A 25,160-nucleotide genomic window follows, 5' to 3' on the forward strand; every position below is an offset into this window, starting at 1 on the left:
GAAGTAATTAAAAAAGGGGGGTAAACTCGGTAGGTTCACTATATAAAACACAAATAATACTTACATTCAGCCCTAGAAATCATATTCCTCTACCTCCACATGTTTAATCAACTTAAAAGTATTGCCATCACTGTTTCATTGTTATGGATCACCTTACCTTCATCTGCATTTGATTTTTCTTCGGTATTCTATTTAGGCATTGAAAATGGGCTTTCTAATAATGAAGTGAATTGTATTTTTCAGAGCAGGAATGGATTTATGTGGTTTGGCACTTTTGATGGTTTAAACCGTTATGATGGCTACAGTTTCAAGATTTTCAGGAAAAAGCTGAAGGATGGGAATTCGCTCCTCAACAACAGGGTGCAATGCCTGGCTGAAGATGAAGTTGGAAACCTTTGGGTTGGTACGATGGGCGGGGTCTCCATTTATAATGAGGCAAAGGATAGCTTTACTACGCTGTACTTTAACCCAGTTTCAAAATCTGGAACACAGCGGGTCGACAATACTACGGTATTAAAAAAAGAAGGCAATAATGATATGCTGATCGGCACCGCCAAAGATGGGCTGCTGCTGTATACAAAAGAAACCGGAAAGACCATTCAGATTCCGCTTTTATCCGCCGGAGTGTCAAAACGCGTTTCCTACCAGGTAACGGCTATAGAAAGGGATAGAAATAACCAGGTTTGGTTGTTTATTGAAGGCGTCGGTTTATGCAGATACGATAGGAAAACACAGGCGGTTGCTGTTTTGGACAAAACGCTGAAATATGCCTCCTGCATTAAAGCAGATCGCTCAGGAAACTTATGGCTGGGCACAAGCTCAGGGATCTATAATTATATCGTATCGGCTGGAAAATTCTCTTATAAAACCTTGCCCCGGGCAGTGACGAGTTTGTATTTGGACAATCCTGAACACCTTTACATCACCACTGATGGTGGGGGCATTTTCATGATGAATATCAAGTACCAAAAGATCAGCCAACCTTTAAAGGGCAATGGAGAGGAGATCTTTACCAGCTCTGCGATCAAGGGAATGCTGAAAGATCGTCAGGGCAGGGTCTGGGTGGCCACTTTAAGAGGAGGAATCAACATCATAGATGATCAGCGGTACCGCTTTAAAACCCTTAATCCTGGTCCTTCGGAAAAGAACAGTTACCACAACTATTTTATCTCCTCTTTCGCTGAGGATGCTGCCCGTCACATCTGGATCGGGACGGATGGGAATGGACTGAACCGTTGGGACCGAACCAGGAATTTATATGTAAACTATAAAAAGGAAGGCAGAAATGGCTTGAGCAGTAATAACATCACGACCATTTTAAATGACCAGCAAAACACCATTTGGGTGGCTACATGGGGTGGCGGTATTAACCGCTTCAATTCATCAAAAGGGACTTTTGAGCATTTTAGCTGTATCCATCCTGTCAATGGTCTGGAGTTCAAAAACATATGGAACTTATATGAAGACAAACAGCATAATTTATGGGCAAGTACATTCGATAATGGTGGATTATACCGGTTCAATCCAGGGCTGAAACGCTTTGAGTTGTTTGATGATGCGATTGGAAACATACTTTGCTTTATGGAGGACCGTAAAGGTAATTTATGGGCGGGTACGGATAGTAAATTAATCCGCATCGATAAGGGCTTAAAAAGACACCTGGTTTACCACATTGGACATCGGGTAAGGGCTATTCTGGAAGATAAAGGCGATCTATTCTGGCTTGGAACGGAGGGCGGTGGACTACTCTCTTTAAATACCAGCAGCAGGAAGTACAGGCGATTTACGGAAAGCGATGGCCTACCGAATAATGCAGTGTTGAATATCCTGTCTGATCAGGAGGGCTCACTTTGGCTGAGTACTTTTTATGGGCTTTCGAAATTCAATCCGACTACTAAAAAGTTTCATAATTTCTTTGCTTCTGATGGCTTGCAAAGCAACCAATTCAGTTATCTGGCAGCTGCCAAATTAAAATCCGGGGAACTGATATTTGGAGGGATCAAAGGTTTCAATGTATTTTCAGCAGAGAAAATCAGCTTCTCCCGGGATAAACAGCAGATCTTGCTGACAGAGGTAAGTATAGATAATAAGCCGGTTAGCGATAGTTTAAATACAGATTTTGTTAAAAAAAATGCTGCCGGATTAATTGATGAACTGGTGGTCCCTTACCATAAAGCCTCGCTGTCCTTTGGGTTCATTAGTCTGGAATACTCTAAACCTGATAAAATTAATTATGCCTATTTTTTGGAAGGATGGGATAACAATTGGATCAATGCAGGAAAAGTAAGGACTGCAAATTATAGCAGGTTAAAAGAAGGAAGGTATACGTTTCATATTAAAGCAAGTAATAGCGAAGGGGAATGGGGAGATGAAAAGTTAGTCAGCATTGTGGTGCTGCCACCCTGGCAGCGAACCTGGTGGGCTTATTCCTTGTATGCCTTGGTGACGGGCCTGGGTGTTTATTTGTATGTGCGGTATAAACGGCAGCAGCTGGATTTGAACTATAAAGTGCGTCTGGCACAAATGGAAACTGAAAAGGAAAAAGAACTCAATGAGAAGAAGCTTTCCTTTTTTACCAACATTACCCATGAATTGAGAACCCCGCTTACTTTAATTGTGAACCCGGTGAAGGAACTCATGGCCAAAACAGAAGATGCCTTAAAGCAGGAACTGACTGTCATCTACAGAAATGCGAGCCGTTTATTGACTTTAGTGGATCAGCTGATGCTGTTCAGGACAACAGATCAGGAAACGATGAAGGTTCAGCTCAGTGAACTGAATCTTTACCAGCTGTGTAAAGATACTTTTGAAAGCTATCAGAAAATTGCTTTGAGCAAGCACATCCATTATGAGTTTGAGTGTGCGAATCATGACCTGATGATTTTTGGGGATTACGAGAAATTAGAAATCATTTTTTTTAACCTCCTTTCCAATGCTTTTAAATTTACTCCTCCAAATGGCAGTATCTTATTTAAGGTGGAAGAAAATGAAGCTGAGGTGAGGATTTTTATCAACGATACCGGATGTGGGATCAATGAAAATGTTAAGAATAAACTCTTTGAAAAGTATTATCAGGAAAAGAACAATTCAAATAATAAGGAGATCGGCTTTGGCATTGGTTTATATCTGGCAAAGCAATTTATCGATTGCCATCAGGGAGAATTGAGCTATTCCAGCGAGCCGGGTACCGGTACCTCATTTCAAATTAAACTGAAAAAAGGAATGTGGTTTGATCCCGCTACCAGGGCAGCAGCGCAGCCGGAAAATAAGGTGCTGCAGCGCCCAGAGCAGATTCCAGCCGAAGAAATTACTGAGGTTCCCAATATCAATACACTGGAAGTTACTGAAAAAAGATCCTTACTGATCGTCGATGATAATATGGAACTCAGACAGTACCTGAAGAAGATCTTTAGTCGGCAGTTTGTAGTTTATGAAGCCGAAAACGGTCTGTCAGGCTTTGAACTGGCACAAAAACAGCTGCCGGATCTGGTGATCAGTGATGTGCTGATGGAAGAAGGCAATGGGGTGGAACTCTGTAAAAAGATAAAAACTGATCCTATGCTGAACCATATTCCTGTGATCCTTTTATCTGGCCTCAGCTCTGCGGAAAGTAAATTGAAGGGGATTGAAAGTGGGGCGGATGATTACATCATCAAGCCTTTTGATAAGGACTTGCTGCTGGCCAAAATCAATGCAGTATTGGATAACAGGGACACTTTGCACCAATATTTTAGGGACAACATCACCCTCCGGAATAACAACCAGAAAATATCTGCCACCTACAAAGCTTTTCTGGAGAAATGTATTGCTATTGTAGAGGAGAATTTAAGCAATGAAGATTTCAATGCGCAATGGCTGGCCAGGTCTTGTAATTTAAGCTATTCCATCCTCTATAAAAAAGTAAAATCCATTTCTGGCTTGTCTTTAAATGCATTTATACGGTCTATTAGGTTGCGTAAGGCAGCATTGTTAATGCTGAGCACCAATACCAATGTGAATGAAGCCGCATTTCAGGTAGGGATTTATGACATCAAGTTTTTCAGGCTTCAATTCAAGAAGCTTTATGGGATGAATCCTTCGGATTATATTAAGAAATACCGAAATTCATTTAGTAAAGAATTTAATCTGATCAAATAGGCGGTAGGGTTTTTATATTAGCTTCAGATCTGCTAATGGGAATGCTTATGAAATGCCGGAAGTATTGCGGATAAGTTTTAATAATAAATCAACTCAAAATGGATGCACAAATTAAACATTATGAAAACAAACTGGCCTTTGAAATGGATCCTTCAGATTTGTTTGAAGCCTTAAAGAATGGCGAAAAAGTAATTGCATTGGATGCCAGGAAGGCTTTTGGCTTTGAAGCAGAACACATTCCGAATGCCATCAATATTCCTCATGCAGAGATGAATAGAGAGAGTACAAAACATCTAGATAGGGATTTTACGTATGTCACCTATTGCGATGGAATCGGCTGCAATGCTTCCACAAAAGGCGCTTTGAATATGGTGAGGCTTGGTTTTAAAGCCAAAGAGTTGATCGGTGGCCTGGAATGGTGGAAGTTTGATGGCTATGCAACAGCTGGGACAAAAGCGGGTGCTGCTGGTGAGGATATTCAATGCGCTTGCTAAAATTTCTATATTTGATTAATTTCATGTATTTAGCTAAAGATTAAAAAGAGAAGAAGGATGACAACTCATAAAACCGAGCAGCAAGCTGAGACCTATTACCATGGAACTAAGGCAGACCTTCAAATAGGATCGCTGATTGAAACTGGCTTTAATTCTAATTATGGCAAGAGAAAAAAGGCAAAATATATCTATCTGACTGCGACTTTAGATGCTGCGGTTTGGGGTGCCGAATTGGCGCTGGGTGATGGTCGGGGTAGGATTTACATCGTGGAGCCAAGGGGTTCCATTGAAGATGATCCCAACCTGACCGACAAGAAATTTCCTGGAAATCCAACAAAGTCTTATCGTTCGGTGTCAGCACTTCGCATAATAGGAGAGGTCAAGGATTGGCAGGGCCATTCGCCAGAGCAGTTAAAAGCAATGAAAGACCATGTTCAAAAAATGAAGGAGCTAGGGATTGAGGCGATAGCGGATTAAGTTAAGCCCGAAGTCGCTGCCTCTTTATTATACTTGCCGCGGTATTCCAATGGGGAGATTCCTGTGATTTTTCTAAAGACTTCCCGGAATGCCTTGGTGTCTGAGTAACCAACCGCATACATGACTTCATTAATTGTTTTCCGGGTAGTTTCAAATTCCTTTTTTGCAAATTCAATCTTGACGCGCTGCGTATACTCGACTGGGGTATTGCCGGTCGCTTTTATAAACCTCCTGTCAAAATTTCTTCTCCCTATAGCGAATCTCGAAGACAAAGCTTCCATTGAAATTTTATCCTCCAGGTTGCTTTCAATATAGGCTTGTGCTTTTTTTACCATCTCATCGCTGTGATGCTTTTGCCCTGCAAATATGATAAATGCCGACTGACTTTGTCTGTCAATTTCAATCTGGAAGATTTTGGAGCAATAAATAGCAGTCTGCCGGTCGTAATATTTTTCTACCAGGTAGATAACCAGATTGAGAAAAGAATAGCCACCACCATTGGTATAAATTCGGTGTTCGTCCGTTATTAATTGCTCAACCTGCAGGTTTACTTTGGGGAACTTTTTCTGGAAAGCATCCGCGAAACACCAATGGGTAGCACAGTTTTTTCCATCCAGTAAACCCGCTGATGCCAATACAAATGCCGCACTGCACATGCTGGCTATTTCGGCACCTTTGAGATATTGTGTGTTGATCCAATCCAGCATTGCCCGACTTTCCTGATCATTTTCTTCCTCCTTATGATTAAGGGAAGGAATCAGAATCAGGTCTGTCTTTTTTATAGCAGAAATGTTCTTCTCTGTTTTTAAAGTGAGTAATCCTTTCATGATCTCCGCGCGAGGGGACAGCCCCGCCATTTCAATTTCATATAACTGCTGCTTCCCAATTCCTACCCAGTAATTATTGGCGGCCGTCAGTATTTCATAAGCACCTATGATACAGGCCATGCTGTTGATATTGGTTTTTCCGCCAGGAATTAAAATCGTGATGTGTTTCATCGCTTTCTTTTTTAATAAAAATAAGGGAAATCTGCGTCTAAATCAACCCATTGAAAAGTCCAATTGGCACCGCATCAGCAAGGGGAATGTCCCGTAACTTTGATTTGTTCTCTTCAATATTTGAGTGCTTCTCTTCAATAAATGAATTAATAACAGTTAAACCTACAATGAAACAAGCTATGGAAAATAAAAACTTTACTGCAACACTATTGGTCGATCAAACTCCGGAACAAGTGTTTAATGCCGTTAAAAATGTACGTGGATGGTGGTCAGAGAATATTGAAGGAGGTACCGAAAACTTAAATGATGTATTTAAGTATCATTATGAAGACATACACCTCGCAAAAATTAAGCTGACAGAGGTGCTGCCCAACAAGAAAATTGTTTGGTATGTGATCGAAAACAGGTTCAATTTCACCAAGGATCAAGAGGAATGGACAGGCGATCAAATGATTTTTGAGATTACTGAAAAGGGCAATCAGACGCAGCTGCAATTTACGCAGGTAGGCCTGGTTCCCGAGTATGAATGTTACGAGATCTGTTTCAGTTCCTGGAATCATTATATTTTGGATAGTCTGCAAAGTTTAATCACTACGGGCAAAGGATTGCCAACTATTAAGGAAGGAAAAGGAAAATCGCTATCTTCATGAAATAATTGAAACCATGAATCTCCCTCAAAATCTTGCACTAAAACTCAGTTGCTCCTTTCTTTTACTCAGTACACATCTTTTCGCCCAGCTGCCGGAAGAGATCAGCTGGAAGCATTTGCGGAAGACCTATAACAAGGATAGTACTGAAATGGTGCTTTCCCTGAATGATAAATTATTGGAAGGCCAATATAAAATCCCTTCAGATGAAGGAGGCTTCGCTTTGTACACCATTAAAAAAGGGAAGATTACAGGCGAAGCTTTTTGGTATACGCAGGGTGGAAGAATGGAATGTAAACTGCATTTTAAGGATGGCGTACGTAATGGCTTAAAGGAAAATTACGACAATGATGATCAGGTTTGGCTGCGCCAGGATTATAAAGACGGCAAGCAGGATGGGATCAGTGAAATGTACAAAAGCGGTAAAGTCATTAATAAATCGAACTATAAGGCAGGTAAAAAAGACGGTCTGTCTTTAACGTATTCTGGTGAACAGCTGAGTACCGAAGCCAATTATGAAAATGATAAAAGGAATGGCATTTTTCGGGTGTATCAAAATGGCCAGATCATCACAGAAAATAATTACAAAGACGATTTACAACACGGTGTTTCTACCACCTACCTTTCCGGTAAAAAGAACATGTCTTCTACTTACGAAAATGGCAAAAGACATGGTGTTTCTTATATGTACAAGCCCGATGGAACTGTTCTTTTTGAAAGCTATTACCTGCTTGGAGATAAGGTGAGCAAGGATGCTTTTGAAAAATACCAGGAAAATCATCAGAAGTAAAGCTGCTTAGCAAGTTTCGGGTTTTTTGAAATTCAGGTTTATCTGAACTTTGTTTCCAATTTAAAAAACAAAGGAAATGGAAAAGCTGCAAAATAAAGAAGCCTTAGTGATGAATCCGGTAGATTGGCCTACCGTAACAGAAAAAATGCATAAAAAAGGGTATGCCCTGGTCCCGGAATTTCTATCAAATGAACAATGCGGGGAATTGATCAATGGTTACCATCAGCCGGATGCTTACCGAAAAACAGTGCTGATGGAACGCTATCGTTTTGGATTTGGTGAGTATAAATATTTCAATTATCCATTGCCGGATCTTATCCAGAACATAAGAACGCAGCTATATCCAAAGTTGGCAGTCATTGCAAATGCCTGGATGAAAGTACTGAATATAGCGACAGTTTTTCCAGCTGAACACCAAGAGCTGATACAGCAGTGTAACGAGAAGAACCAAACAAAAGCAACCGTGCTGATCTTAAAATATGCTGAAGGGGGATTCAATACCTTACATCAGGATTTGTATGGGGAGGTCTATTTTCCGATCCAGTGTGTATTGTTTTTAAATGAACCAGGACAGGATTTTACTGGCGGTGAGTTTGTGTTAATAGAACAAATACCAAGAGCACAGTCAAAAGCTATCGTTTTACAACCAAAAAAAGGAGATATGTTGATCTTTACCTCGAATTTCAGACCAGTTAAAGGGAGTAAAGGGTATTATCGCGTCAATATGAAACACGGAGTGACTGAAGTTCATACAGGAACACGTCATACAATGGGCATCATTTTTCATGATGCTTTAAGTTAAAAAATGATCAGACATCCCGAGATTAATGGTCCTGATTTCAGAAGGAAATTACGGCAAAAAGAGATTTGTTTCGCTGGAAACAGAAAACTGAAAATATACGGAACCCTAAAGTGCAAATCTGGTAAGCGAATGAAAAAAGAAAACAGGGTTTTCTTTAGTTCCGAAGCAAAAGCTGTTGAGCATGGTTTTCGGCCCTGCGGACACTGCATGAAAGGCGAATACAAGCGTTACCTCTTAGCCAAAGTTGGAATGAACTAATTGCTGCTCATTATTTTTATAGTACGGTTCAATAAAGCCATGGCAAATTCTGTTTTCTGAAGCGTACTGAAAATCTGTACTTCTTCTAAAAGAGTAGATTCATTGTCCAGGAATTTCAGGATTTTCCTGGCGCTGTTTTTCTTGAACATTCTGGCGAAGATTTCTTCACCGGAAATGCGTTCAGAATCGAGCAAATGTAAAAGCGTGGCATCATAGAGGCCAAACCTTGGCGATGAAATTACTGGAATGTTGGGATGCCCGGATTCCATCAGCTGTTTCACAATTGCTGCGGTATGCTTTTGGATAAATCGAAAGGTATAACCGGTAGAGCCTTTAGTAAATCCTCCTGCCGTACCGAGATAAATAATGCGCTCTTGCTGTCGTTTTACAGGGTGGTCAGTCATTGGAATCACGCCATGTTCCCGTTCTTTGATGATGTAGTGTTCACATTTTAGCTGCTCCCTGATGTATTGCTGCAATGCGGCCCTATAATCTTCTGGAGCCAATTCTTGCTTAGAGAAAAGCGTATATTCCACTAAAGCAGAGTTCGCACTGAGCGGCAATACATAAACAAATGAGGTACCCGCTTGCTGTGAGGTGTTGAAATCCATCAGTGTCGCACATTCAGGATCGAAGATATTACCTTCCGTTTCTATCACCCAGCCTTCAAAATGCTGCAGGAAATATTGGTAGCGACCCGGTTTTTTCTCCTGGACCTGAGGAATACTGCTGAATACATAATCAGCGCTGAAAGTCTTGCCATCAATCACCACATAAGCCTGATCTTTTTCCGTATACTGCTTTTCTACCTTTCCTTGCAAACGGATCAACTGTGTCTGATCTGCTAATAATTGATCGGTATGCGCATAAAAATCCAGCCCACGGATCATTTTATATTCATAGGGCTCTATGTCTAATTCTTTGCTCAGGAACTTGCTGGCAAATGATAAGCGGTTCCACTTCCGATATACGGCAGGTTCAAATACATCGGGATTTTCTTCCCAAAAACACCAGGTTCTGTCGTTGGTTTTTTTCTCTGCATAGTCTACCAGTAATGCCCGCTTATTGCTGGCCTGGAGATAGGGCAGCATCCTTACCGCAAGGCTTCTTCCTGCACATCCGCCTCCGGCGATGATGTAATCAAAGTGCTCCATGCTTCTTCTTTTGAGAATGTTGCCAGTATTTTCTTGCTGCGAACAACATGCCAAAGGATTCTCCATGATGCCTGTCGAGGTGCTTATGGTGCATTTTATGGGCTCTTTTAATCGTTTTTATGTACGTGTTGTCGCTCCTTGAAAACCACTTGAAACGTTGATGGATCACCACATCATGGATCATGAAATAAGCGATTCCATAAAGTAAGATTCCTAGTCCCACGTAAAACATCCAGTTGAATCCTTGTTCCGCGCCGAAAAAGAACAATAGAATGCTGGGAGTAGCGAATATTAAGAAGAAGGCGTCATTCTTTTCAAAGAAATGTGGTTTTTTCTGATGGTGGTCCTTATGCAATACCCATAATAGTCCGTGCATTACATATTTGTGTGTAAACCAGGCAACTCCCTCCATGAAGACAAAAGTACCCATGGTAATCAATAAATAAATCATCCAGTTATCCATTGTTGTGCTTTAATAGTTCCAAATCTAATGCTTTCTTTTCTTCTGCAGTACAATACTTAGATGTCGACAAGTATTTTACGATGTTTTGCTTCAGTGTTTTGTCTTTTGTAGTTTTTAAATGAGTTAACACAAACTTCTTATCATTTTGGATCTCGTCATTGTAGTTCAGGAAAGCAGGTAGATTCGTTTGAATAGCGAATCTTAAGAATCTTATTTCCAGATGATCCGGTGCTTTTTTGACCGCTGTTTCTATCAGACGTTTTCCGGTGTTAAATCGCTTAACTTTAGCGACTGGACTCCATGCATACTTGGCCTGCATCATTTCTGCAGCTCCTTTATAACTAATTAATAGCGGACTGGAGGACTCCGTAACGTCTGCCAGCAGCTTTAAAAGCTGATTTGCTGCGGATTTACTTTTCGCAGAGGCTTGGAACAGCTGTTTTATTTCCTGAATTTCTGGTTCTGCCGCATGGATATTACTGAACAGCAGCATGAACATCAAAAAAACTGTTTTCTTCATATCGTATTCGTTTTGTAACGGATGATGGAGTCGAACATCAATCCAAATTTATGGGCATTGGAAATTCTGATCCTTTGCGTCATGACTTTCTCAGCGGTACTGCTTTTAATCTTTTGAAACAGTTTTTTATAATAAACATACGCCAGGTAAACACCGTTCTTGGAAGAAGCCGGTAGTTGTCGGATGCCAATTAGCGCCAGTTTGAATTCTTCTTCTATTTCCTCTTCAATCATCTTTTTTTCCGTGTTGGAGAAGGCCGATAAATTTACATTAGGGAAATAGCTGCGGCTTAAAGTATAATAATCGGCATTGATATCCCTGAGGAAGTTTACCTTTTGAAAGGCAGAGCCCAACTGCATCGCCGAATCTTTTAGTTTTTCATATTGTGCTTTATCACCTTCTGTAAATACCTGGAGACACATTAAGCCGACTACCTGAGCAGATCCAAGGATGTATTCATTGTATTTTTCAGGGGTGTAAAGTGCTTGTTCCAGGTCCATTTCCATGCTTCGAAGGAACAACTCTATCAGCTCTTTATCAATGTTATATTTGTTGACTACTTGCTGGAAAGAGTTGAGTACAGGGTTCAGGCTAATTCCATCTTCAATCGCTTCAAAGCAATCTCTTTTGAATTTGGAGAGTAAAATAGGCTTGTCATAATCATGGAAACTGTCTACAATTTCATCAGCCAACCGTACAAAACCATAAATGGCATATATTGGGTGACGCAGCTTTTCCTCTAAGAAATAGATGCCTAATGAAAAGCTAGTACTGTAACGCTTGGTGATCATTTCGCTGCAGGCTGCCGACAGCTTGTCGTATATCTCTTTCATAGCTATTTGTTTAGGTGCTTTATTAGTTGTTGAGCGGCAAGGTTTCCAGAAATAATTGACGGGGGAACTCCTGGTCCCGGTACAGTAAGTTGTCCGGCATAAAAAAGGTTGTTGATTTTTTTATTTTTAAGGGTTGGTTTCAGGTTTGCAGTCTGCATCAGTGTGTTTGCTAAGCCATACGCATTTCCTTTAAAAGAGTTGTAATCCGTGATAAAATCACTGACACAATAGCTTTTCTTATAATCCAGGTGTTTGCGTATTGGCGTTCCGGTATAGGCTTCCAGTCGGTCCATAATTAAATCAAAATATTGCTCTCGGATAGCCTCTGGATCTTTGATGTCAGTGGCAAGCGGCATCAATACAAATAAATTCTCATGACCAGCTGGTGCAACCGACGGATCGGTGACGCTTGGACAGCAGACATAGAATAATGGTTTTGTGGGCCATTGCGCTTGTTTGTAGATTTCCTGTGAATGCTGTTTTAAATCCTCATCAAAGAATAAAGTATGGTGATTTAAGCGCGCTACCCTAGTATTTACCCCTAAATAGAAAATGAGGCAGGAGGGGGCAAGTACTCTGTTGTCCCAATATTTTTCTGAGTAATTTCTCTGTGCAGTATTTAACAGTTTCTCTTCTACGTGGTGGTAGTCTGCAGCAGCGATCAGGCCATCATAATGATGAGTTCCTTTATCCGAAGCTAAACCGACTACTTGATTTTCCTTTACCTCGATTTTTGTTACCGCCGCATTGGTATGAAATTTAGCACCCTGCATTTCCGCAATGGTTTTCATGGCTTTGATCACTTTTCCAAAGCCCCCTTTTGGGTACCAGGTACCTAATTTTAGTCCTGCGTAATTCATCAGGCTGTACAGTGCGGGTGTATCTTCTGGCATTGCACCAAGAAAGAGCACCGGGAATTCCATTAATGCAATGAGCCTGGGATCTTTAAAATATTTTTTAACGTGCTCACTGAAAGAAGTAAATACCTGTAATTTAAACAAGCCCTTGATCAGGTCTGCATCAGCAAATTCCATTAAGGAAAGTCCGGGTTTGTACACCAGTTTGCCCATGCCTATATTGTATTTATAGGCTGCTTCGGCTAAAAATGCCTTTAGTTTTTTAGCGCTCCCCGTTTCTATGGATTCAAATAACTGGCACAATTCTTCGAAATTTGCCGGAATATTTAATACGTCATCACTGCCAAAAACTACACTAAAACCAGGATCAAGCAATTGCAGCTCATAAAAATCTGCTGCTTTATAGCCGAAATCATTGAAAAATTTTTCAAAGACCTCGGGCATCCAATACCAGCTTGGGCCCATGTCAAAAAGATAGCCGTTTTCCGTAATCAGCTGACGTGCCCTTCCACCGATGTCTGCATTTTTTTCATAAACATCCACCTGGTAACCTTGCTTTGATAGGTAGGCTGCTGCACTGATTCCCGCAAAACCTGCACCAATGATGGCGATTTTAGTTTGAACTTTATTTGTTGTCGTTGACATGATGGTTGTTCCTTTTAATGTGTTGATGACTATCCTCTTGCCTTTGCCTCGTGAAAATCTTCAAGCTTGGTTAGTATTTTGATCAATTGCATTTTTTCTTCATGCGACAAGGGTGCAGTGACATTCTTTGTTGCAGCTCTTATATTCTCCATACTTTCATCTAGCAGCTGGGTTCCTTTTGAAGTAATGTGGATCATTCTATTCCTTTTGTCTGTATCAATCGTAGTTTGTTCCACCAATTCCATGCTAATTAATCTGTTGATGATTTGTATCCCTGCGGATTTTTCATGAACATTCAATTTTATCAAAGCGGTTTTTGTCATGCTTCCAAATGCAACCAGACTGATCAAATAAATGAAATCATCAGGAGTGGAAAATGCAGTGTCGGCAATCGCCGCCTTTGCCTGTAATTTCGCATACCTGGACAGGTGCACTAATGAAGTGTTGATCACACTATCAGCCGATCGTCCTTTGGATTTTCCCGGCCATTCAGGCTCTGAAGACATCTGCATACCTTCTTTTTTGGAATATTCATTTAGCCATTGCCCAAATGAATGGACATCCTGTGGATGCTGATCATTCTTCCCTTCATAAATCTCTACTAAACTAATCAGGTCCTTTATTAAATCGTATTGCATATTGCTAAAATCATGGTAGGCTAATAATTAGGCTAATATAGTATTATATTGTACTAATAAGTAAATTAAATTAGTTTTGTGTGCTTAAATAAGGTGTATTAATATACTAATATTAGCCTGAACAAATTTACACTGAGGCTGTTATTCAGTACAGAAAATATATTGAAAAAATAGGGATATTGGAAATAACAACGCTATTTAATACAAAACAACATGAAGAAAATACTTCCTTTCGCCAATGGCATCGCTTTATTGATCACAATTTTGGTCAACTATCTTTCTAATTCAGGAATGCTGAATGGCAATACCATGAAAACAATTTCAGATCGGTATTTCAATTATTTTACTCCTGCAGGGTATGCATTTTCAATATGGGGACTGATTTACATTGGTTTGATCGCTTTTGTATTTTACACATGGCGAGATTTTTCTAAAAGGAAGGACGAAGAATCCATCGTGTTGAAAATAGGGTGGTGGTTTGTACTTTCTTGCCTGGCAAATTCTCTTTGGGTACTGGCCTGGTTGTCTGATGATACCGCCTTATCTGTTCTGCTAATGGCAGTTCTGCTGATTTCTTTGTGTAAGATCATCATCAATACCCGTATGGAATTAGATGCACATCCATTTAAAAGCTACCTTTTTGTTTATTGGCCTTTTGCCCTGTATTCCGGATGGATATCTGTTGCTTTTATTGCGAATATCGCCGCCTACCTTACCAAAATTCAGTGGAATGGCTGGGGGATTTCTGCAGTCACCTGGACCATTATCATGATCGTAGCAGCAGGATTGATCAATATTGTGATGGTTAGGCTGCGAAATATGCGTGAATATGCATTGGTTGGTATTTGGGCATTAATCGCGATTGCGGTCTCCAATGGCAAGAACAATGGTCCTGAGTCAATTGTATATGCCTGTTATCTAACTGCAGTTATTATATTTGTTTTCATTAGTATCAGTGCGATGAAAAATCGCCAGAGCTCTTTAGAAAATATGTAAAACAATATGATGAAACGCTTTAAAAATAACTTCCTGTTTGCCAGTTTAATTCTTGTCTCTTGTGCTGCATTTGCTCAAAAGAAAGCCCTAAAACCGGAATTAAAGCCTAACATCATTTTCATTATGGCCGATGACCATACTTCCCAATCCTGGGGGATCTATGGCGGGGTATTGAAAGATTATGTAGTCAATAAGAATATAAAAAGAATGGCAGCTGAAGGTGCCGTTTTAAACAATGCTTTCTGTACAAATTCTATTTGTGTGCCTAGTAGGGCCACGATCATGACCGGTCAGTACAGTCAGAAAAATAACGTCTATACTTTAGGTGATGCTTTGGATCCCGCACATCCAAATATTGCTAAAGTATTGCAGGGAAATGGCTATCAAACCGCACTAATTGGCAAATGGCATCTTAAAAAGCAACCCACAGGCTTTGATCATTTCATGGTTATGGACGATCAAGGCGTATATTTTAATCCGACATTTAAAACAGAAAAAGACTGGAAAGACGACGGTGAAAAGGCTGGTGTGGTACACAAAGGATACAATACAGATCTGGTGACGGACTACTCCATAGACTGGCTGAATCAGCGGGATAAAAACAAGCCTTTCTTCATGATGACACATTTTAAAGCTACACATGAACCCTGGGAATATCCGGAAAGATACAATAACCTGTATGACGGGCTGACCATTCCTGAGCCGGTATCTATACTTGATTTCGGACCGGAAACTAATGGCCGGACTTTTAAAGGACAGGATTTAGAAGATCTGGAAAAACGCTGGGAACAATATCAGAAAAATCCCGACAAGTATTGGACTACTTATCCCGGAATGCCCTTTACCATTAATGGTTTAGACAGTGTTCAGGCCCGTAAAAAGATCTATCAGAAGTTTGTTAAAGATTACCTGAGGTGTGCTGCAGCAATTGACGACAATATCGGCAGGCTGCTGGACTACCTGAAAAGCAATGGCCTGGCGGAAAATACCATTGTGATTTATACTTCAGATCAAGGTTATTTTTTAGGCGAACATGGCTTTTTTGATAAGCGGATGATGTACGAGGAATCGTCAAGGATGCCTTTTGTGATCTGCTATCCTAAGGAAATTAAAGGTGGCAGCCGTGTAGATGACATCATCCTAAACATCGATTTTGCCGCGCTTTTCGCAGATTATGCAGGCCTGAAAAAACCAGAATTTATTCAAGGGGAAAGCTTTAGAGAGATTTTAAAAGGCAAAACTCCAAAAAACTGGCGTAAATCTATGTACTACCGTTATTGGGAGCATAGTAAAGACAGACCCGCTCATTTTGGAATTAGAGACCAGCGTTATAAACTGATTTTTTACTACGGAAGGGGGCTTGGAATGAAAGGTGCTTCAATTGAATCCACTCCAGCCGCATGGGAGTTTTATGACCTTTCAAAAGATCCAAAAGAGCTGCACAATGCGATGAGTGATCCAGCGTATAAACAGCAGATCGGCAGGATGAAAATCGAGTTGTTGAAACAAAAGGAGCAGAGTGGTGATGACGATTCCGGCAGGCCTGAGATGAAGGCCATGATGAACAGCTCGTTTTAGTATAATTTAACCTGCATGATTTTTACAATTTTTACTCTTCGGGAATACTTTCCTTTGCAATACAAAATTGTAAATGATGAAAGTAATTCTCTCTATAGCCCTGATTTTCATAACCAACCTGGTTGATGCACAAAGTACCTGTGAATGTGGTGTGACTTTAGATCGATTGATAAAAAAAATCGAGACTGAATACCCGGGATTTGAAGAAAAGACGAAGGATAAGATATTATATGAAAGTTTTAAAGTACAGGTAAAAGAGGAAGCCAATAAAACTGAGAAATCCTCCTGCTTTGCTATTCTTAAAAAGTATACAGCTTTCTTCAGAGATGGTCATATCTGGATAAATCCAGCAACGGCTATAAATAAACCAAAAGAAACAGTCAGTACCACGATGGTCGATGTTGATATCGAGAAGTTTCGGAAGAGGAGCAAAGCGACTGCTGATCCGGTCGAAGGAATTTGGAAAAACAAGTTTGAATGGACAGGAGGGGCGCTCTATGAAATAGGAATTACCAAAAATAAGGCTGGTGTGTTGGTCGGGTTTGTGATGAGTTCCAACTCTGCTTTTTGGAAACCAAAAGAGACGAAATTCAGGTTGTATCCTGATGGGAAGTTTGAATTTTACACCTTCGACAAGAAAATGAAGACAGGGACTTATGAGATTTATAACCACAGTATTGTCTATTTTAAAGAGGCAAGGGCTGCTTTTATAAAAGAATCACCAACATCAAACCTGACACAGGAACAGATAAAAAGAAAAGTTGCTGCATATTTTGGGTTTGGGGCAAAAAAGCTCAGCGATAAAACCATGCTGCTCACCTTGCCATCTTTTGATTATCCTTTCGTAGCGATTATTGAAGATCTTTTAACAAACAACCGTTCTCAACTCGAAACCAGTAAAAACTTAATCATCGACATTAGGGGTAATTCTGGGGGGACAGACAATGCCTATCAGTTACTATTACCTTACATTATGACCAATTCCATCAGAAATATGGGAGTGGAATACCTGGCTACGCAAACTTTGGTAGTGGGACTTAAAGGTTACCTGAAAAACTTGCCTGAAGATAAAGAGCGACAAGGAGAAACGGAGCGGGTGGGGCGATGGATTAGTCTTTTTGAGGAAAATATGGGAAAATTCGTAAACCTCAAAGACAGCACTTTTTCCCTGCAAAAAGTTGTGCCTTCCGAAAAGAGCCCTGCTCAGGTATTGATCCTGATCGATAAAAGAGTTGGAAGTGCTGCAGAAAGCTTTACTATGATGGCGAAACAAAGTAAAAAACTGAAAGTAGCAGGTACGGTCAGTTCCGGAGGATTGGATTATGCAGCAGCAAGGATGTTCAATTTTGGCTGTCCCGAATATCTACTGCAATTGCCAACCTACCGTTCTTTAAGGCTGCCGGATTATCCAATTGATAACATTGGCATTCAACCAGACATTTTCCTGGACAAGAGCGTCCAGGATTGGCTGCAATTTGCCTTGGCATATTTGGAACAATAGGGAAACTGATCCTGGGAATCGTGTGGACAAAAAATCAGCGCAATGCTAGTTTTGCGCCGTATAATCTGCTAGTGTACTAGAGATTTCTTTGATCGTTTTCAGACTAAAAGGATGTCTGCCAATCAGCCATCTTTTGATTTCATCAGGATTGATATCCAAGGCCACAGCTAGATCATTTTCTGAAAGAATGTGATCGGCTAACATTTTTGAAGCTTTGCTGGCAAGATCCTGGTTCAGCTGTGTCAATTCTTCTATAGCGGGGTTTCCACTTTCCTCCAGCCAGATGGCTACAAAGTCGTTCTCTTCCATTGATGTTCTACGTAATAATTTAAAGTATTGCAGGCCTTCTGCACCGTTTGCCTCATTTGGGCTCCAAATTTAACGATATTCCTAGTAATATTGCAACAAGAGTGACAGCCAGCCAGGTTATAATGGAAAAATTGTAGCTTCGGCAGGTGTGATGGAAGCGTATTGCCGAAGGAAATGTGATCATGTTATAGTGTGAATGAATATGGAAATAAAAAACTTAGAAAATATAGATCTTGAAAAATTAGTGGCAGTAATAAATTTATCATTTTCAGATTATATCGTGCCTCTCCGGCTGGATTTAGAAATATTAAAAGCCAAAATTAAAGCAGAGGATATTAAGCTGGAATTGTCTGTGGGCGTGTTTGATGGCGATGAAATGCTCGGTTGTATGTTACATGGATTACGGGATGCGGAGGAAGGATCAACAGTGTACAATGGTGCTACAGGGGTAATTCCAAGCCATAGAGGGAAAGGATTAGTCCGGAAAATGTATGCACATCTGCTGCCGGAATTGAAAAAGCTAGGGGTAAAGAATATGGTGCTGGAAGTGATCACTGGAAATCATCCTGCAATAAAAGCATATGAGAAAATGGGATACACTGTACTTAGGACGCTAGACTGTTATAGAGGGGAAATTCAGGTCAAAAATCACAAGCCGGTCAGCACATTGAAAGAAATTGATTTAGTGGAATGGCCTGAATTGATGTCTTTCTGGGATACAACACCCTCCTGGCAGAATGCAGTTCAGTCCTTAGAAAACAGCAAAGAAAATTGTCGGTTTGTGGGTGCTTATCGGGATGATTTATTAGTCGGTTATGCTGTCTTTAATCCAACATCAAGAAAAATAAATCAACTTGCCGTCGCTAAAAATTACCGAAATAAGGGAATTGGTACGGAGCTGTTTGCTCATATCAATGAGGTGGTTGATCAGCAAGAAGTTTTTGTCTTCAATGTAGACCATCATGCGGCCTCCACTTTGGCATTCTTAAAAGCTCAGGGGCTTCGAGAACACATCTCGCAGTTTCAGATGAGCAGAATGGTCTAATGCTTAATGCCCATCAATAAAAATGATAGGCATTAAACATTTAGCTTCCTGGATTAAACCTATTGTAGATTAGAACTTATAGCCCAAACCTACGCCTAGTAACCATGGTTTTATTTTCACATCTGCATTGATGCTGCCCAGTACTGGTGCTAACTGCGGACTTGCTGCTGGTGTCAGGTTTGAAGCATCAACCGTTGCTGTGGTAGAAAGGAAGATCTTCTTTAAATCCACATTAATAAAGAATTTATCGCTGATATCGTAGTCAAAACCAGCTTGAGCTGCAAAGGCAAACTTATCTTTGTACTTGATATCTTTTACAGTTGGCCCCGCATCTGCACTATAAAAGATGGTATAGTTGATCCCTGCTCCCAGGTAAGGATTAAATTTTCCAACAGGGTAATGATATTGTAAGGTCAGGGTAGGAGGAAGCAGCCATACTTTTCCCAGATTTACATTTGCGGAATTGGAGGCGCCGATCGCACTAAGATCGGAACCGACTGTGCTCACTTTATGTCTGGTGGTACCGAGAATCAGTTCTGCCGCGAAATTTTTGTTAAAGAAGTAAGTGAAATCCAGCTCAGGAATGAAAGAATTGGAAATCTTTGCATCGCCACCAATCACGCCAATTGTAGCACTTTCCTGAGGCATTACCGCCACACCTCTTAATCTAATTCTCCATTTTTCAGCAGGCTGACTGCTTTGTGAAAATGCGCAAAATCCGGTCATCAATAGGACCATAAGTATACTTAACCTTTTCATAATTTTGATATTTATTTAGGACAAATCTATCCTGGAATACCGATCAAAAAAATGTGCGAAAACATCGATTAAGCTGATCTTCGGCAGTTTTTAGCAATTGATGATTTCGACAATTTGATTGAGATCATATTTTATCAGGTATGAAGATATCATCCCTCAGTTCAATAACAATAGGGTGGGTTTATCGGATGTCATTGTAAGAAACAACTGAGATTATAGCTGGTTAAATAGGCATTGACTCAGGTAATTTTATGTAAATTGCTGCATGAGTTTTTTAACAGCCGAATGGAGAAAACTAGCTATTGCAAACTATGTAGTAGATCCAGCGCTCCTCTATCCTTACTTGCCAGCAGGCACAGAGATTGATTTATTTAATGGAAATTGCTATGTAAGTTTAGTTGGCTTTCTATTTAAAGAAACCAGGTTACTAGGGGTTCGTGTTCCTTTTCATGCTAATTTTGAAGAGCTGAATTTACGATTCTATGTGAAGTATAAGGAAGGAGAGGTTTGGAAAAGAGGGGTGTGTTTTATAAAAGAAATCGTACCAAAATTTGCACTGGCATTCATAGCGAATACAGTTTACAATGAAAACTATGAGGCCATGCCGATGAAACATCGTTTTTCCGAAACTGAGAAAGAGTTAAGCGTGGAATATCAATGGAAGTATAAAAATAAATGGCAATTATTTGGCCTGAAATCAGCCCTGACCTTGTCGGAAATTGGGGAAGGAACTGAAGCGGAATTCATTACAGAACATTATTGGGGGTACGCAAAATTTACGGATACAGTAACGAACGAGTATGAAGTAAGGCATCCAAGATGGATGGAATATAAAGTAACAGCTTCAATATTGCGGTAGACTTTGAACTTAATTACGGAAAGGATTTTAAGTTTCTGAATGAAAAGAGCCCTGCGTCAGTCATGCTGGCAGAGGGCTCAGAAATAACGGTGGAACGGAAGAATACCCTGCGCCTGATTTAGCTTTTCCTGCTTTGTTCATAGGTAGGCCCATAGATACTGGGCACTATATTTCCTGTTGCACGCAGGTATACAATCAATTCGCCGCGGTGATGATAGATGTGGTTAAATAGAAATCCACGAGTCACGATGCCTCTTGGCATTGGGCCAAGAATGGTATGGTCACCGGCCTTCATGGTCCAATTGTCCTGCAATTTTTGTTCTGTAAGCGAGGCTAATGCAGCCCTGGCTTTTTCAACATTGCGTTCAAAAAGTGCCAGGGTCGATTTAATATCATTGGTGTCTCCACGTTCCAGCTTATCTTTGCTTATATCGTATACATCTTCGGTTAATGCACCCACATACCAGTAATAAATGGTGGCAATATGCTGGGCGAGTTCGCCCATGGTCCAGGAGATTTCAGCGGGTTTATACCCAAGGTCTTTTTCCGGAACTGCCTGGAGTAATTTACGTGTATTGTTTACTTCGCTTTCAAATTCACTTTTAAGATATTGGATGATCATAGCCGTACTTCTTTAAAATTTAATAAAAAATAATAGCTATAAAACACCAATATTGCTCATAAGTTTTTACACTTGGCTAGTTTTTTTCTTTTTACGGCCGCGCCAGATCAGGAATCCTGTTATAGGCAAACTTGCCGCAATTAAACTCGCCAGAAAAGCCAATATTTTACCGGGTAGGCCAGCTATTGCCCCAACATGGATGTCGTAGTTCATTCTGGTTATTTTATCTGCAGCACTTGCATTTTTTAGTTTTCCAAAACTATGGGTAACTTCCATTTCCTTTAAAGTATATTGGTCGTAGTAAAGGTAATCAGCTTTCCAGTACGTGTCAGTATCTGGATTTATTGCTACTTCTATGGCCGACTTTGCATTTTCAGGAACATGTACTTCCAAGCCTCCAGTGTAACCTGGTAAACCTTTTAAAGTCTTTGCCCATAAGATGTCCATCGCTGGCTGCGTCCCTTTTAAGCTATTTACCTGTGTCGTATCCGAATAACTTTCCGCAAACTGTTTCATCTGGTCTCCACCCGAGGAAATCCAATACACCGATTTTGCAAACCATTGAAAGCCCATTACGAGGCCAGATATGGCTATAAAAATCAGGATCCAGGTCATGTAAAAACCCAATACATTATGTAAGTCGTAGTTGACGCGTTTCCATTTTGCATTCCATTTAATACTAAACCTTTTCTTACTCGCAGCTTTGTTTTTTGGCCACCACAATACCAGACCTGAAATCAGCAAAAAAAGAAACATTAAGGTGGCTGAGGCGAGGATCGGCTGACCGATATGCGCCGGGAGCCAAAGGTAATAATGACCCATGATCATGATCCTGAAAAAGTCATCCTCCATATTTTTAACCTTCAGTACCTCTCCGGTATAAGGGTTTAAAAATACGATCCAATAATAAGATGGGCTTTCTGCAAAATAAACCACCTGTGAAGATTTACCTGCCTGATAACCCACACTATGGGCATGTTTACCGGGCAAGGCTTCATCGGCAATTTTTTTAAGTAAGGAGGGGGCCATCAAGGCACGCTGCTCTACTTTTGTGAAGCGATAAGGCTGTGTAATGTTTTCAATTTCGCGTTCAAAGGCTAATATACATCCGGTAATCCCTAAGAAACACACAAATAGGCCGGATGTTAATCCGAGCCATAAGTGCAATTGTCCTGTCCAATATTTGAACGTCTTTTTTTTATGGTTCAACACAGATTTCATTAAAATTTGTAAGCAATGCTTAGTCTGTAATTTCTTGGTGCTTCAGTTTGCCAGTAGTAATAATCGCCATAAGAAGCGCCGCTATATAGGTATTTGTCCAGGATGTTGAATACATTTCCTGTTAAGCGGATTTTATCTTTTTCCCAAAATACGCCACCGTCTAATTTAAAGTAGCTAGGCATTTCCTGAGTTCCTGCACCTCCCCATGACCATGAACTGCGGTCGGCCAGGTAGCTGAAACCACCACTTACGCCAACGCCTTTTAAGTCGCCATCCTGAATTTTATAGCTCAGCCAGGCATTTGCATTATGTTTAGCATAACCTGCGATTTTAGTTCCAACAGGAATCAGCACGCCATAAACTTCAGTCGCTTTACTTACTCTGGAATCGGTAAGCGCATAGTTCGCAATCAGATTTAACCCAGGTAAAATCTCCCCACGAAGGTCAAATTCGATCCCTTTTGTTCTGCTTTGTCCCAATTGTAAAGAGTACGGGGAGGCAGGTGTACTGGTTGGATCTGGCGACAATTCATTGTTTTTAAGGATGCGGTAAGCAGCAATAGTCGTGTTCCAGCGGCCATCAAACCAATCTTTCTTGATGCCGAATTCGATGTTGTTTCCGGTGATCGGTTTAGGCTGTGCTCCGCTTTTAAGCGCACCTGTCTGCGGAATAAAAGTCTGGTCAAATAACCCATAAACAGAAGTTTCTTTATCAATGGATACACTTAAACCCACTCTAGGGGTGAATCTTTTGTCTTCTGTGTCTACGCCATATTCAGATTGTTTGACATACGTGAATCTTCCGGCTAGTGTTAAGCGGATTTTGTTTTCCAGAAAGCCAAGCTCATCCTGCATGTACAGGCCAGTATAAGATTGATTCACACAGCTATTTGCACCTCTTTGGTATAAGCTCTTACTGCGGTCGAACTGAGGAATCCCATTTGCAGGAGCACCATATACTGGATTGTAAATGTTAAACGGTTTAGCAGCATTGTCAAGTTTAGCTGATTGTCCAAAATCATAATAACGCTCTTTATCACCTACATCGAGGCCTACTAAAATACGGTGACTGATGCTTCCGGTGGTTGCTTGTCCATTTAAAAATACCTGACCGAATTTATAGTTCAATGCGGCATCGAACAGGTAAAGATCACGAATGATATCGCCATTGGCAGCTACAGATGCTGGCCATATATCACTTGACTTCTGACTGAAATTTACATACGCTAATTGTGCGGTAAGTTTCCAGTTTGCATTAAAATGGTGCTGCATGTTTAAGAACAAGCTATGCTCTTTCGCAAGGTTAGGCTCTAAACCAGGTTCAGACATGGTGAAATTTCTAGGTAATGTTGCATAGCCATCCGGAGCGAAAACATAAGCTGAACCCAGGTCTGATAGCTTAACATGCTGATAATTGTATTCCGCAGTGATCAGGGTTTGATCATCCACCTGGTAGCTAATCACGGGGGCGATGCTATATCGGTCGTTATATTCATAAGCACGATGTGAGTTTTTGCTTTGGCCCATTAAGTTTAGTCGGTAGGATAATTTCCCGGATTTGTTCAGTTTTCCATCCAGATCAAGCGTGCTGCGGTACATATCGTAACTGCCTAAAGTAAAAGAAGCTTCACCATTAAAGTCTCTTCCAGTAGGTTTTTTAGTGACTACGTTGTAAATACCGCTTGGTTCACCGTTAGACATCATAAAGCCAGATGGGCCTTTCACAAATTCAATATGGTCTACAAAACTCATGTCTTCAGTAAGCGGACCCCAATCAGAGGTTAAATTTATCCCATTTCTAAAAGCGGCTGCTCTTGCGCCACGGGTGTTTACGCGGGTGTATAAATCTCCCCAATGCTCTAATCTGGTGACCCCACTAACATTTCTGATGACACCATCACTCATACTGGTAATTTGCTGGTCGGCAAGCGTGGAAGAAGTAATGATTTGAATGTTTTGTGGGACCTCTAATAGTGGTTCGTCCAACCTCAATGAGGAGGAGGGGGCATCCACTTTATATTTTCTTTTGTTACCAGAAACGACTACCTCTTTTAATTGATCGGCACTTTCTGATAAGCTGAAATTGATATAGATCGTTTGATCACCTGATACGGTTACTGCTTTTTCTGCACTTTTTAAACCTATCGCGGAAACGCGGATGATGTAATGGCCGTCTTTTATTTTTACAAAGCTATATTCTCCTTTATCGTCTGTAGTCACTGCAATTCCTTTACCCTTCAAGCCTACGCTAACGTAAGCAGCGGCTTGTCCGTCGGCGGTAAGTATTTTGCCTTTAATGCTATTATTTTGCTGTGCATTGGCTGCAATCGAGCATAAAGAGAGCAGGAATATTAAATTTAGTAGTCGAAGTATATTCATGTTTTTATTTAGATTAATTCTAATTGACGGCAAATATTGCATCTATTTCGTTACGAACAAAATTTATTTAGAATTATTCCATTTAAGGGTCTTCCCTATAATTAGCGCTAGGATTGGCTGAATGCTTTTTGGTTCTGCCGGAGATGAGCCCCTCTGGAAATTGTTGTTATAGTTGCTCA

The 25,160-nt window shown here is 40.5% G+C and carries 24 protein-coding genes; 12 read left to right on the top strand and 12 right to left on the bottom strand.

The window, feature by feature from the left end:
- Positions 1 to 99 precede the first annotated feature (99 nt).
- The 3 genes from K7X70_RS17190 to arr all read left to right on the top strand — a co-directional run bounded on the left by K7X70_RS17190 (position 100) and on the right by arr (position 5,108).
- Entirely contained in the window at positions 100 to 4,137 is a 4,038-nt protein-coding gene (locus K7X70_RS17190) for a hybrid sensor histidine kinase/response regulator transcription factor (RefSeq protein ID WP_222538205.1), read from the top strand.
- Positions 4,138 to 4,235: 98 nt separating this feature from the next.
- Positions 4,236 to 4,631, top strand: a complete 396-nt coding sequence (locus K7X70_RS17195; protein ID WP_222538206.1) for a rhodanese-like domain-containing protein — start codon at positions 4,236 to 4,238, stop codon at positions 4,629 to 4,631.
- 57 nt (positions 4,632 to 4,688) lie between these two features.
- Positions 4,689 to 5,108 (top strand): NAD(+)--rifampin ADP-ribosyltransferase, encoded by a 420-nt coding sequence (arr, locus tag K7X70_RS17200; protein WP_222538207.1) that lies wholly within the window; start codon positions 4,689 to 4,691, stop codon positions 5,106 to 5,108.
- Here arr and K7X70_RS17205 read toward each other — a convergent pair.
- The gene (locus tag K7X70_RS17205; protein ID WP_222538208.1) at positions 5,105 to 6,106 is read right to left on the bottom strand and encodes a GlxA family transcriptional regulator; all 1,002 of its coding nucleotides are present in this window, start codon (positions 6,104 to 6,106) and stop codon (positions 5,105 to 5,107) included. The two genes, arr and K7X70_RS17205, sit on opposite strands and share 4 nt — an antisense overlap.
- A gap of 167 nt (positions 6,107 to 6,273) precedes the next feature.
- Between K7X70_RS17205 and K7X70_RS17210 the strand changes: the two genes are divergently transcribed.
- From K7X70_RS17210 to K7X70_RS17225, 4 genes are all read left to right on the top strand, one after another.
- Positions 6,274 to 6,756 carry an SRPBCC family protein gene (locus K7X70_RS17210; protein WP_255607345.1) on the top strand — a complete coding sequence of 161 codons (483 nt, stop codon included), beginning with the start codon at positions 6,274 to 6,276 and terminating at the stop codon, positions 6,754 to 6,756.
- 13 nt (positions 6,757 to 6,769) lie between these two features.
- Complete coding sequence (locus tag K7X70_RS17215; protein ID WP_222538209.1) at positions 6,770 to 7,543, top strand: toxin-antitoxin system YwqK family antitoxin; 774 nt, start codon at positions 6,770 to 6,772, stop codon at positions 7,541 to 7,543.
- 76 nt (positions 7,544 to 7,619) lie between these two features.
- Positions 7,620 to 8,345, top strand: coding sequence for a 2OG-Fe(II) oxygenase (locus K7X70_RS17220; RefSeq protein ID WP_222538210.1), 726 nt, complete (start codon positions 7,620 to 7,622; stop codon positions 8,343 to 8,345).
- Between the two features lie 3 nt (positions 8,346 to 8,348).
- Positions 8,349 to 8,603: an Ada metal-binding domain-containing protein gene (locus K7X70_RS17225; protein ID WP_222538211.1), complete on the top strand. Its 255-nt coding sequence runs from the start codon at positions 8,349 to 8,351 to the stop codon at positions 8,601 to 8,603.
- On the opposite strand, the gene K7X70_RS17230 is transcribed toward K7X70_RS17225, so the two are convergent.
- From K7X70_RS17230 to K7X70_RS17255, 6 genes are read right to left on the bottom strand one after another with little or no spacing between them, the layout of a single operon-like run.
- The gene (locus tag K7X70_RS17230; RefSeq protein ID WP_222538212.1) at positions 8,600 to 9,757 is read right to left on the bottom strand and encodes a lycopene cyclase family protein; all 1,158 of its coding nucleotides are present in this window, start codon (positions 9,755 to 9,757) and stop codon (positions 8,600 to 8,602) included. The two genes, K7X70_RS17225 and K7X70_RS17230, sit on opposite strands and share 4 nt — an antisense overlap.
- A complete protein-coding gene (locus K7X70_RS17235; RefSeq protein ID WP_222538213.1) occupies positions 9,744 to 10,220 on the bottom strand; it encodes a sterol desaturase family protein in 477 nt (158 codons plus the stop codon). The genes K7X70_RS17230 and K7X70_RS17235 overlap by 14 nt, the downstream gene beginning before the upstream one ends.
- Positions 10,213 to 10,740, bottom strand: a complete 528-nt coding sequence (locus K7X70_RS17240) for a hypothetical protein (protein WP_222538214.1) — start codon at positions 10,738 to 10,740, stop codon at positions 10,213 to 10,215. Before K7X70_RS17240 ends, K7X70_RS17235 begins: the two co-directional genes overlap by 8 nt.
- The gene (locus K7X70_RS17245; RefSeq protein WP_222538215.1) at positions 10,737 to 11,573 is read right to left on the bottom strand and encodes a phytoene/squalene synthase family protein; all 837 of its coding nucleotides are present in this window, start codon (positions 11,571 to 11,573) and stop codon (positions 10,737 to 10,739) included. Before K7X70_RS17245 ends, K7X70_RS17240 begins: the two co-directional genes overlap by 4 nt.
- Positions 11,574 to 11,575: 2 nt before the next feature.
- Entirely contained in the window at positions 11,576 to 13,075 is a 1,500-nt protein-coding gene (gene crtID, locus K7X70_RS17250) for a bifunctional phytoene desaturase/3,4-desaturase (RefSeq protein ID WP_222538216.1), read from the bottom strand.
- A gap of 29 nt (positions 13,076 to 13,104) precedes the next feature.
- Positions 13,105 to 13,713: a MarR family winged helix-turn-helix transcriptional regulator gene (locus K7X70_RS17255; protein ID WP_222538217.1), complete on the bottom strand. Its 609-nt coding sequence runs from the start codon at positions 13,711 to 13,713 to the stop codon at positions 13,105 to 13,107.
- Between the two features lie 213 nt (positions 13,714 to 13,926).
- Here K7X70_RS17255 and K7X70_RS17260 point away from each other — a divergent pair, with 213 nt between their 5' ends.
- The 3 genes from K7X70_RS17260 (at position 13,927) to K7X70_RS17270 (ending at position 17,788) form a co-directional block, all read left to right on the top strand.
- Positions 13,927 to 14,709 (top strand): TspO-related membrane protein, encoded by a 783-nt coding sequence (locus K7X70_RS17260; RefSeq protein WP_222538218.1) that lies wholly within the window; start codon positions 13,927 to 13,929, stop codon positions 14,707 to 14,709.
- Positions 14,710 to 14,715: 6 nt separating this feature from the next.
- Entirely contained in the window at positions 14,716 to 16,287 is a 1,572-nt protein-coding gene (locus K7X70_RS17265; RefSeq protein WP_222538219.1) for a sulfatase family protein, read from the top strand.
- Between the two features lie 73 nt (positions 16,288 to 16,360).
- Positions 16,361 to 17,788 (top strand): S41 family peptidase, encoded by a 1,428-nt coding sequence (locus K7X70_RS17270; protein WP_222538220.1) that lies wholly within the window; start codon positions 16,361 to 16,363, stop codon positions 17,786 to 17,788.
- A gap of 45 nt (positions 17,789 to 17,833) precedes the next feature.
- Here K7X70_RS17270 and K7X70_RS17275 read toward each other — a convergent pair whose 3' ends face one another.
- Complete coding sequence (locus K7X70_RS17275) at positions 17,834 to 18,097, bottom strand: hypothetical protein (RefSeq protein ID WP_222538221.1); 264 nt, start codon at positions 18,095 to 18,097, stop codon at positions 17,834 to 17,836.
- Positions 18,098 to 18,299: 202 nt separating this feature from the next.
- Between K7X70_RS17275 and K7X70_RS17280 the strand changes: the two genes are divergently transcribed.
- Positions 18,300 to 19,142, top strand: coding sequence for a GNAT family N-acetyltransferase (locus tag K7X70_RS17280; protein ID WP_222538222.1), 843 nt, complete (start codon positions 18,300 to 18,302; stop codon positions 19,140 to 19,142).
- A gap of 69 nt (positions 19,143 to 19,211) precedes the next feature.
- On the opposite strand, the gene K7X70_RS17285 is transcribed toward K7X70_RS17280, so the two are convergent.
- Positions 19,212 to 19,901: an OmpW/AlkL family protein gene (locus K7X70_RS17285; protein ID WP_255607346.1), complete on the bottom strand. Its 690-nt coding sequence runs from the start codon at positions 19,899 to 19,901 to the stop codon at positions 19,212 to 19,214.
- Between the two features lie 265 nt (positions 19,902 to 20,166).
- On the opposite strand from K7X70_RS17285, the gene K7X70_RS17290 reads away from it, so the two are divergent.
- A complete protein-coding gene (locus tag K7X70_RS17290; protein WP_255607347.1) occupies positions 20,167 to 20,760 on the top strand; it encodes a YqjF family protein in 594 nt (197 codons plus the stop codon).
- A 118-nt stretch (positions 20,761 to 20,878) separates the two neighbouring features.
- On the opposite strand, the gene K7X70_RS17295 is transcribed toward K7X70_RS17290, so the two are convergent.
- The 3 genes from K7X70_RS17295 to K7X70_RS17305 all read right to left on the bottom strand — a co-directional run bounded on the left by K7X70_RS17295 (position 20,879) and on the right by K7X70_RS17305 (position 24,981).
- Positions 20,879 to 21,382 carry a DinB family protein gene (locus K7X70_RS17295; RefSeq protein WP_222538223.1) on the bottom strand — a complete coding sequence of 168 codons (504 nt, stop codon included), beginning with the start codon at positions 21,380 to 21,382 and terminating at the stop codon, positions 20,879 to 20,881.
- A 66-nt stretch (positions 21,383 to 21,448) separates the two neighbouring features.
- The gene (locus K7X70_RS17300) at positions 21,449 to 22,603 is read right to left on the bottom strand and encodes a PepSY-associated TM helix domain-containing protein (RefSeq protein WP_222538224.1); all 1,155 of its coding nucleotides are present in this window, start codon (positions 22,601 to 22,603) and stop codon (positions 21,449 to 21,451) included.
- Entirely contained in the window at positions 22,603 to 24,981 is a 2,379-nt protein-coding gene (locus K7X70_RS17305; protein ID WP_222538225.1) for a TonB-dependent siderophore receptor, read from the bottom strand. The genes K7X70_RS17300 and K7X70_RS17305 overlap by 1 nt, the downstream gene beginning before the upstream one ends.
- Positions 24,982 to 25,160: the final 179 nt, after the last annotated feature.

Source organism: Pedobacter polysacchareus (genome assembly GCF_019802255.1).
Taxonomy (GTDB): Bacteria; Bacteroidota; Bacteroidia; order Sphingobacteriales; family Sphingobacteriaceae; genus Pedobacter; species Pedobacter polysacchareus.